The 9,419-nt window shown below is 44.6% G+C and carries 9 protein-coding genes; 6 read left to right on the forward strand and 3 right to left on the reverse strand.

What is annotated here, in order from left to right; translation table 11 throughout:
- The first annotated feature begins 195 nt into the window (after window positions 1–195).
- The 3 genes from QT979_RS03940 (at window position 196) to QT979_RS03950 (ending at window position 4,109) form a co-directional block, all read left to right on the forward strand.
- Complete coding sequence (locus tag QT979_RS03940; RefSeq protein ID WP_333308275.1) at window positions 196–2,367, forward strand: nitrate reductase; 2,172 nt, start codon at window positions 196–198, stop codon at window positions 2,365–2,367.
- A 603-nt stretch (window positions 2,368–2,970) separates the two neighbouring features.
- Window positions 2,971–3,285: an RNA-binding protein gene (locus QT979_RS03945; RefSeq protein WP_333143949.1), complete on the forward strand. Its 315-nt coding sequence runs from the start codon at window positions 2,971–2,973 to the stop codon at window positions 3,283–3,285.
- Window positions 3,286–3,650: 365 nt separating this feature from the next.
- A complete protein-coding gene (locus QT979_RS03950; RefSeq protein ID WP_333308276.1) occupies window positions 3,651–4,109 on the forward strand; it encodes a phosphate-starvation-inducible PsiE family protein in 459 nt (152 codons plus the stop codon).
- Between the two features lie 69 nt (window positions 4,110–4,178).
- On the opposite strand, the gene rimM is transcribed toward QT979_RS03950, so the two are convergent.
- From rimM to QT979_RS03965, 3 genes are all read right to left on the reverse strand, one after another.
- On the reverse strand, window positions 4,179–4,820 hold the full coding sequence (rimM, locus tag QT979_RS03955; protein WP_333056199.1) for a ribosome maturation factor RimM: 642 nt from the start codon (window positions 4,818–4,820) through the stop codon (window positions 4,179–4,181).
- 200 nt (window positions 4,821–5,020) lie between these two features.
- Entirely contained in the window at window positions 5,021–5,653 is a 633-nt protein-coding gene (locus tag QT979_RS03960) for a response regulator transcription factor (protein WP_333308278.1), read from the reverse strand.
- 130 nt (window positions 5,654–5,783) lie between these two features.
- The gene (locus tag QT979_RS03965; protein ID WP_333308280.1) at window positions 5,784–7,058 is read right to left on the reverse strand and encodes a molybdopterin-binding protein; all 1,275 of its coding nucleotides are present in this window, start codon (window positions 7,056–7,058) and stop codon (window positions 5,784–5,786) included.
- Between the two features lie 117 nt (window positions 7,059–7,175).
- On the opposite strand from QT979_RS03965, the gene QT979_RS03970 reads away from it, so the two are divergent.
- From QT979_RS03970 to cobO, 3 genes are all read left to right on the forward strand, one after another.
- Window positions 7,176–7,793, forward strand: coding sequence for a hypothetical protein (locus QT979_RS03970; protein ID WP_333308282.1), 618 nt, complete (start codon window positions 7,176–7,178; stop codon window positions 7,791–7,793).
- A gap of 165 nt (window positions 7,794–7,958) precedes the next feature.
- On the forward strand, window positions 7,959–8,537 hold the full coding sequence (locus QT979_RS03975) for a Uma2 family endonuclease (RefSeq protein WP_333308284.1): 579 nt from the start codon (window positions 7,959–7,961) through the stop codon (window positions 8,535–8,537).
- Between the two features lie 58 nt (window positions 8,538–8,595).
- Complete coding sequence (gene cobO, locus QT979_RS03980; protein ID WP_333215718.1) at window positions 8,596–9,231, forward strand: cob(I)yrinic acid a,c-diamide adenosyltransferase; 636 nt, start codon at window positions 8,596–8,598, stop codon at window positions 9,229–9,231.
- Window positions 9,232–9,419: the final 188 nt, after the last annotated feature.

Below are 9,419 nucleotides of genomic sequence, written 5' to 3' on the forward strand. Positions count from 1 at the left end.
ACAAACCAGATGGCTCGAGAGTTTTAGTAAGAGAGCGGTTAATTTTAATTCAGGGTATTGTCCGTTGCTGTGAAGCATTTTTGCGGTAATTTAGTAATTATTAAAACGTTATTTGCAGGAGCCCTCAGTTCCGACTATAATGATGAATTACGAATTACCCATTAGCTTTCAAAAATTAGCATCTAAAATCACCAGATGGAAACTATAAAAACTCTTTGCCCATACTGCGGTGTAGGTTGCGGTCTAGAAGTTGTTCCCGACAAAAAACAAAGTTGGAAAGTGCGGGGCGATCGCAATCACCCATCGAGTCAGGGCATGGTTTGTATTAAGGGAGCAACCGTAGCAGAGTCCATTCGGAGCGATCGGCTACTGTATCCGATGATGCGAGATACTCTCGACCAACCGTTCCGTCGCGCTAGCTGGGACGAAGCTCTCGATGCAATTGTTAATCGCATCCAAACAATTCGCAGCACCAGCGGCCCCGATGCTTTGTGCGTTTACGGTTCGGGTCAATTCGCAACAGAAGATTATTATATTGCCCAGAAACTAATGAAAGGTTGTCTGGGTACTAATAATTTTGATGCTAATTCTCGCTTGTGTATGTCTTCAGCAGTCTCTGGATACGTTCAAAGCTTTGGTTCGGACGGGCCGCCTTGCTGTTACGACGATTTAGAATTAACAGATTGCGCTTTTATTATTGGTAGCAATACAGCGGAATGCCATCCCATCGTATTTAATCGATTAGCAAAATACCACAAAAAGCATCCCCATGTCAAAATGATTGTGGTAGATCCAAGGCGGACTCCGACTGCGGAAGCGGCGGATTTGCACTTAGCAATTAAACCGGGTACGGATATAGATTTGCTTAATGGAATTGCATATTTGCTGTTACGCAGGCAAGCAATAGATGCTGAGTTTATTGAAGAATGCACGGCGAATTTTTCAGCTTTTGCTGAGGTTATTAGCAGCTACACGCCGGAGTTTGTAGCCTCGCGCTGCGGCATTACTGTCAGCGAGTTAGAAACGGCCGCAAACTACTGGGAACAGTCGCAGCGGGTTTTGTCGCTGTGGTCGATGGGAATGAATCAGTCGTCGGAAGGCACGGCAAAGGTGCGATCGCTGATTAATTTGCACTTAATGACAGGTCAAATCGGCAAACCGGGATGCGGCCCGTTTTCCCTCACCGGCCAGCCAAACGCGATGGGAGGGCGGGAAGCCGGAGGACTGTCTCACTTGCTTCCAGGCTACCGATTTGTGAAAAATGCTGAACACAGAACCCAAGTCGAGGAGTTTTGGGGAATCGCACCGGGAAGCATTTCCCCGAATCCAGGCCGCACAGCTTGGGAGATGATTACCGGTTTGGAAACTGGCGAAGTCGAGTTGCTGTGGATTGCAGCTACTAATCCGGTGGTGAGTATGCCGGATTTGGAACGCACTAAAGCCGCTTTGCTGCGATCGCCCTTTACTATTTATCAAGAAGCTTACTATCCCACTGAAACCTCTGCCTACGCTCACATCCTGCTGCCGGCAACGCAGTGGAGCGAAAAAACCGGAGTAATGACGAATTCCGAACGCCGCGTTACCTTTTGTCCCGGTTTCGACACTCCCTCCGGGGAAGCCCGCGACGACTGGAGCATTTTCGCTGAAGTGGGACGGCGGTTGGGTTTTGCCCAACACTTTGCTTTCGAGAACAGTGCGGAGGTTTTTAAAGAGTACGCGCAGTTGACGCGGGGTCAGCCTTGCGACATGACCGGTCTGAGCCACGAATACATCCGCCAAGAAGGGCCACAGCAGTGGCCTTGCCGGGAAAACGAGCCTGTGCATCCAGCGAACGAAGCGAAACGGCTGTATACTGACAGGCGTTTTCACACTCCTGACGCGCGGGCAAGATTTTCGGCCTATCACTCGCGGGGACTGGCAGAACCTCCCGATCCCAATTATCCGTTTGTGTTGACGACAGGGAGAGTTTACGGACACTGGCACACGATGACGCGGACGGGTAGAACAGAGAAAATTAATCAATTGCACCCCGATCCGTTTTTGGAAATTCACCCCCGCGATGCTGCCCAATTGCAGATTAAGGAGGGAGATTTGCTGGAAGTTCGATCGCGCCGTGGCAAGGCGCAGTTTCCGGCAAAAGTCACAAAGGCGATCGCCCCAGGTACGCTATTTGTACCCATGCACTGGGGTTCTCTGTGGGCCGAAGGTGCTGAAGCCAATGCCATGACTCATGCTGCAAGCTGTCCAGATTCCAAACAGCCTGAGTTAAAAGCTTGTGCGGTGCAGTTGGTGCTGGTTGGGGCAGATACTGCCGCAGAAGTTGAGGAATTTAATTGGGCAAAATCCACCCTCGCCGTCACTTCTTGAGCTGCCGTCCAATTAAGGATGTTACAAATGACCGAAGAACGAGCGCGAAGCCGGGGGGATAGACAGGGAAACGAGAGGAACTTGGTTGACGTTCGGCGAGCGCGAGCGTGGAACTATTGGAGATTTACTCCACAGATGAATCTGGGATCTTGAACAAGAGTCGAAAATTTTGCACTCTTCCCGACAGGAGTCCGGGGCTTGTATCCGTTTTTTGGGGTGACAACCTCTCTCGATCGAGCAATTTTGAACTCGGACATACCCTACACATAAATCTTAAATCTCAAATCCCCGATCTAAAACCTAAAATCCTTATGCCATTACGCAGCCTAAAAACTGCGTTTCCCCGGCAGAGCCCGGGAATAAGGAAAATTAAATTTATTTATTCTGAGTTTTTCCTTCTTGATTGGGAGTTTTTGCTTCGGCTGAATGCCTTATGGCGAATGCCTTCTGCCTTCTTTTTAATTGATAGAGTCAGACAATTGCAGTTTGCACCTCAAGGTGCTATAATTGTTTTACAAGGCTTTATTTTCGGCAGTGCAGTTCGTTCGATCGGCGTTCCTCCGGATTTAAATCTCTACACACTCTGATTCTGGAGAATGTTCAATGTCAATCTATGTCGGCAATTTATCCTACGAAGTAACGCAGGAGCACCTCAACCAAACTTTTGGAGAGTACGGAACAGTAAAGCGCGTTCAGTTGCCTGCTGACCGGGAAACAGGTCGGATGCGGGGTTTCGCTTTTGTAGAAATGTCTACAGAAGCCGAAGAAGCCGCAGCCATTGAGGCTCTTGACGGTGCTGAGTGGATGGGTCGCGACCTCAAAGTCAACAAAGCAAAACCCCGTGAAGAACGTGGTTCCAATTCTGGTGGTGGTAACTGGGGCAACAACGATCGCGGTGGCAATTCTCGTCGCTACTAAACCACCCGAGCTAAATTTTTAGCTATCTTGTATATTGCGTCGGAGCAAGCTGGAAGTCAACAATCATTCTCTGTTGAGAATAGATAGTTAGTTCAGTGGTCGTACCGCGCATTAAAAGCCTCAAACTATTGCTAGACAATAGTTTGAGGCTTTTTTATGGCAAAAATTATTAATGAGGAGTTCATCGCGTGCGATCGATTCCTAGCTGAGACGAAAAACTATAAGATATAACAGGCAAAGAGAGCCGCCTTTTCCCAAGTACCCGGGTGATGCCGTAAAACCGGGCAATCACAGAGTTTTGCGCTTGCAAAGTGTACCGAACAATGACAAAATCATTAATTAAGAATGAAGACTAAATCACTGGTATGCTGAAAAAAATATTTAGGCAAATTTCCAAGTCAAGTAGTGATGAAAATTTTCTGCATTTTACAGAAAGCGTAGAAGTAATAATATCGAAAATTTTATCACTGGCGATGATTTGGGTAATTCTCCTCAGCGTTTGCGATTTGCTGATTTTTTTAGCAAAAGAATTGGTAAACCACACTGATAATTTGTTAAAAGACACGTTGTTTGTCATATTTGGGTTATTTTTAAATGTTTTAATTGCTCTGGAAATCTTGGAAAATATTACAGCTTATCTGAAAAAGCACGTAATTCAAGTAGAGCTAGTTATTGTAACTTCTTTGATAGCAGTATCTCGAAAAATCATCATTCTTGACCTGGAAAAAAAAACCGCAGCCGACTTGATTGGTTTGGCGACTGCAATTTTCGCGCTTTCCATCAGTTACTTGATAGTGCGGTCTACAAATAAAGGAAAAGATTAATATTGGGAATTGGGGATTGCGAATTGTTAATAACTAATATCATATCCGATCGCTCGACCGGACATGATATTATTCCAATAAACCAGGAGGAGGCACAATTTCAATTCTGCCTTGTTCTAAGTCAACAACTGGCACAATCTCTTCCACAAAAGGAATCAATATTTTTGTGGATTTAGGCTCTTTAACGCGAATTTTCCGTGGTTTGCGGGTATTTCTGGGGTCAGCATTTGCTTGGGGAGTTTCAGGCTGTTTTGGCTTTTCCAATTCTGCAGCGACAGTTTCCGGCGCAGTTAGATTCGTTTCTACTTCTAAAAGGTCGTTACCTGCGGGAATAATATCACTTACCTTGCCTAGGATTTCCCCGGTTAACTGGTTAAAAACTTCCATACCGATCAAATCTTGGACGTAAAACTCATCAGATTCGAGGTAAGGTCGATCGGTCTTTTCAACAAACAACTTACAGCCCCGCAGCGCCTCAGCACTATCGCGGTCTTCCACACCCTCTACCTCTACAGCATACAGCCCTTTGCCCGGAATGTAGCGACCGCCCAAAAACTCGATCGGTTCCGGTTCACTTTTGTTAGGGCGCAAAATCCACCGCTTCCCCGGTTCGATAAACCTTTCCGGGAAATCCGAATCGGGATAGACTCGCACTTCCCCGTCCAAACCTTGAGCTGCTACAATTTTACCGATTTCTATCCATTCAGACATAAACTTTTTGGGAATTGGGAATTGGGAATTGGGCATGGCGCATGGGGCATGGGGCATTGGGCATTGGGCATTGGGCATGGGGCATCGGGCATCGGGCATCGGGCATTGCGGATTGGAAATTGCGAATTAGTAACTGAAAAACATTGAATTATTTTTCTTCCTTCTTCCCTCTTCCTTCTTCCTTCTTCCTTCTTCCTTCTTTACACCAATCCAGTTCTCAGCGCTACAACTGCTGCTTGCACGCGGTCATCCACTGCCAACTTATTCATAATACCGCGAACATGAGTTTTAATAGTATTTGGACTCAAGTAAAGCGCCGCTGCAATTTCGGGATTGCTGTTACCTTCCACCATTAATCTTAACACCTCCAATTCCCGCTGCGACAACTGACCAAAAGTAGTTGTAGAGGCAGGTGTCGGGGGTTTGAGGTGTTCGATGACAGTCCGGGCAATTTGAGGATCAAGATAGGTAGCGCCCTCTGCTGCGGCTGCGATCGCTGCTAACAGCCTGTCTATAGAAGCACCTTTAATACAATAAGCATCAGCACCACTAGAAAGGGCAGCAATAATTTCAGTTTCTGCCGTGTGAGAAGTTAACATTACAACTCGAACTTCGGGCAGTTGTGCTTTAATTTGCTGCGTCGCTGCTATGCCGTCGAGCCGTGGCAAACCGATATCCATTACAATAATATCAGGTTTGAGTTTCAGTGTGGCTGCTACGCCTAAATAGCCGTCTTCTGCTTGTCCTACTATTTCTATTTCTGGGGAATCGGCTAAAACTTGCTCTAATCCCAGTTGCATCATCGGGTCATCTTCAACAATTAAAATTCTCATAATACGAAGGAAGAAGGAAGAAGGAAGAAGGAAGAAGGAAGAAGGAAGAAGGAAGAAGGAAGATTACTTAGTTATTAATATTTTACATAAACTTACACCGAACCAATAACAACTAACAAATAACAACTAACTACTGACTAACTTTTAAAACCTCCACGAATTCACCCGGTACAATCCAGGTATCCCCTGGTGGCAAAACTGCTAAACCACTCGTATTGGCGAGGTTAATTAAATTCGCTGAATTTTGGCTGCCGCTAGCAGGTTCAAATTCCCAGACTCCGGCAACTAAATGTAGTTTACCCCAAACATAAGTTTCGCGCTGCCCAGGCGATCGCAATTCAGCATGACACCTAGCTTTGAGAAACTCTGGCCCCCAAGCATCCGGGGCAAGCCCAGACATCTTTTTCAAAGCAGGCACAACAAAGCGCCAACAGCAGACTAAAGCCGAAACCGGATTTCCCGGCAAACCAAAATAGAGACAATCCGAACTCAAACTCGGCGAATCCTGATTTTTTTTACCTCGTTTAAACTCAGCAACCGTTAAAGGTTTCCCCGGCTTAATCGCCACAGAACTAATGTGAACTTTTCCTCCCAAATCTGCCAAAATTTTCTCGACATAATCGTAGTCTCCTACCGAGACGCCCCCCGTAGAAAGCACCACATCCGCCGTCGCAACAGCCCGGGATATCGCCTTATTTAACGCATCTTCATTATCAGGAACAATGCCCAATCGAATCGGTTCAAATCCCATTTGGGCCAACAAAACTGTCAAAGCATACTGATTCGAGTCTACCAGTTTCCCCGGTGCCAAGGGTTCGTCTGGCGAGACCAATTCGTCACCAGTAGAAAAAATTGCCACCCGCAGCCGCCGATAAACGGGAACTTGAATGCACTGGGCAGTTGCTAACACTGCCATTTCTGGGGCATTGATAACTGTACCGGGAGTTAGCAAAGTTGTTCCTGCTTGATAAAAAGCGCCTTTGTGCCTGACAAATGCTTGCGGTTTTTCAGGAGAAACTAAGATAAAAATACGATCGCCCTCACGCCTCGTTTCTTCCTGCATTACCACCGTATCAGCACCCGCAGGCATCACGCCACCCGTAAAAATTCGCGCTGCTTGCCCCGATTGGATGGTATTTTGAGGCTGATATCCGGCTGGAATCTCTTCTACTACTTCGAGTACCACTGGTTTTTCGGCGCTACAGTTTTCCACATCCGCAAACCGCACCGCGTACCCATCCATTGCTGAATTGTCCCAATAAGGAAAATCCAGAGAACCAGTGACGGCTGCAGCCAAAATGCGCCCCGATGCTGCCAGTAAGTCTACAGTTTCTACATCCCCCTGACTGTCGAGGGGTTGCGCCAAATTTACAACGATCGATTCTGCTTCTTTCACTGACAGCATGACTGTCTCCTTGTTTTGATAACACTCATGATTAAGTTTAGCAAAATATCCAGAGATATTGGTGATATAATTTTTTTTAATTTGGGCAGTAGACCTAATTTTTGGTATTAATTGCTTATGACTCTTTCGCGCTTTGTTGTCCAACTAAATTGTTTATCTTTATTATTGGTCGCGCTACTGATATTTTTTACTCAATTTTCAGGCTTAAAAGTCAGCGACTTATTCTTTCAGCCTTATTTTTCTCCCCATCCTAATGTCGCCTTGTTAACTCGTACTTTCCAAATTTTATGTTCTGTACCAGTCGTTGTTTGTACTTTCACCTATGGATTAGCTAAAACTATTCAACCGTGTCCTAATGAAAATAGATTTATTTTATTTTCCGCTCTTTTAACAGGTGGATTTCTACTGAATCAAACTTACCGAATTCATATATATATGATAGCTATAGGAATTCCTAAGCTAGGAGTAAGTCTTTTATACGCCGTTATTTTGTTATCCTACGGATGGTTTTTTAGGCGAGAACTACAGTTAACTCCCTACCAAATATTATTAGCGGGTTTGGGCTTGTTGTTTTTTGCGATCGGCGTAGATGCCCTGCATTTAAAAAACAAAATATTATCCAGTTTACTAGAGGGAGTACCTAAACTGTTTAGCGAAATTAACATTGCATTTTATTATTGGTATGTCTGTAAGTGTTTCCTGAACAAAGTTTTTTATAAAAATATTGAGAGCTAGTTATAAGTAGATGATATAATCATATCACAAGTGCCTCCCCAAACCTACAACTCAAATCCTCAGTCCTCCATCAATAATATTTACAGCATCTGCATCGCTCGGCATTTATCCGCCTTCATATACATTATCTGGCTTAAAAGTTCCAACGCATCCTGATAAAATACCATGATAGCAGTTACCATCAACTTCAACTCGATCGCCCAAATAACCGACGACCAATTTTATCAACTGTGCCGCGAAAACCCCGATGTCAAATTTGAACGAAACGCCAAAGGAGAAATAATCGTCATGCCACCCACAGGAGGAGAAACCGGAAATTACAATTTTGAAATAGCTACTGATTTTGGAATTTGGAACCGACAAACTAAACTGGGAATTTGTTTCGATTCTTCAACTTGCTTCAAACTGCCAAGCGGTGCCAACCGTTCTCCCGATGTCTCTTGGATTGAAAAATCAAGATGGGATGCACTCACTCCCGAACAAAAACAAAAATTTCCTCCCATTGCCCCGGATTTTGTCTTAGAGTTAATGTCGCCGACAGACAGTTTAAAAGATACTCAAGACAAAATGCAAGAATACATGAACAACCAAGTAAAACTAGGTTGGTTAATCAACCGCAAAACCCGCCGAGTCGAAATCTATCGCCAAGGACAAGAAATAGAAGTTTTGGAATGTCCAACAGAACTTTCAGGAGAAGATGTTTTGCCCGGTTTCGTGCTAAACTTGAAAACACTGTGGCAATAACTAGACATCTAGCATCTATCAGCGTTTATTTGCGTTCATCTGCGGTTAAAAAAATCTAATGGAAACCAATACAGAAACTACTGCAACCACTGGCTTAACAGCGGAACAACACAAACAGAAAATGCAGCGCCGCCAAGAAGTACAGGCGCAGCGAATCGCTAACTCCTCAAAAGAAAAAGGTTTAATTATAGTCAATACCGGTAACGGCAAAGGCAAAACTACAGCCGCTTTGGGAATGGTTGTGCGATCGCTCGGTCACGGCTACTGCGTCGCCATAGTACAATTTATCAAAGGCGCCTGGGAACCGGCAGAGAAAGCCGTTTTTCAACTGTGGGAAAAACAGCTAGAATTTCATGCAATGGGAGAAGGTTTTACCTGGGACACGCAAGACCGCGATCGAGATATCGAAACAGCTCAAAAAGCCTGGGAAAAATCCCTAACTTTTATCCGCAATCCCGAATTTCAATTAGTTCTTCTAGATGAAGTCAATATAGCATTAAAACTAGGTTATTTGCAAGTTGAGCAAGTGCTTTCCGGGTTAGACCAAAAGCCAGAAGAAACCCACATTATTTTAACAGGCAGAGGCGCCCCGCCAGCGCTAATCGAACGGGCAGACTTGGTGACAGAAATGACTTTAGTTAAGCATCCATTCCGAGAACAAGGCATTAAAGCTCAACCAGGTATTGAGTATTAATGTTGTTGGTATTCAATAGTTTAGTCCTAATTACCTAAAAGCTGAATGGGAGTGGACTGAAGCCCTGACTACAAACCGTATTTATGTTATTTATAGTCAGGACTTTTTACCCAATCTAAAATCTAAAATCTAAAATCTAAAATCTAAAATCTAAAATCTAAAATCTAAAATCTAAAATCTAAAATCTA

The sequence above is a fragment of the Microcoleus sp. w2-18bC1 genome (genome assembly GCF_036700365.1).
Lineage (GTDB): Bacteria > Cyanobacteriota > Cyanobacteriia > Cyanobacteriales > Microcoleaceae > Microcoleus.

Excerpts from the sequence above, each read along its gene's own strand:
- cobO (WP_333215718.1), top strand. The coding sequence starts at position 8,596 with ATGGAAACCAATACAGAAACTACTGCAACCACTGGCTTAACAGCGGAA.
- QT979_RS03970 (WP_333308282.1), top strand. The coding sequence starts at position 7,176 with ATGACTCTTTCGCGCTTTGTTGTCCAACTAAATTGTTTATCTTTATTA.
- QT979_RS03965 (WP_333308280.1), bottom strand. The coding sequence starts at position 7,058 with ATGCTGTCAGTGAAAGAAGCAGAATCGATCGTTGTAAATTTGGCGCAA.
- QT979_RS03960 (WP_333308278.1), bottom strand. The coding sequence starts at position 5,653 with ATGAGAATTTTAATTGTTGAAGATGACCCGATGATGCAACTGGGATTA.
- QT979_RS03940 (WP_333308275.1), top strand. The coding sequence starts at position 196 with ATGGAAACTATAAAAACTCTTTGCCCATACTGCGGTGTAGGTTGCGGT.
- QT979_RS03950 (WP_333308276.1), top strand. The coding sequence starts at position 3,651 with ATGCTGAAAAAAATATTTAGGCAAATTTCCAAGTCAAGTAGTGATGAA.
- QT979_RS03945 (WP_333143949.1), top strand. The coding sequence starts at position 2,971 with ATGTCAATCTATGTCGGCAATTTATCCTACGAAGTAACGCAGGAGCAC.
- rimM (WP_333056199.1), bottom strand. The coding sequence starts at position 4,820 with ATGTCTGAATGGATAGAAATCGGTAAAATTGTAGCAGCTCAAGGTTTG.
- QT979_RS03975 (WP_333308284.1), top strand. The coding sequence starts at position 7,959 with ATGATAGCAGTTACCATCAACTTCAACTCGATCGCCCAAATAACCGAC.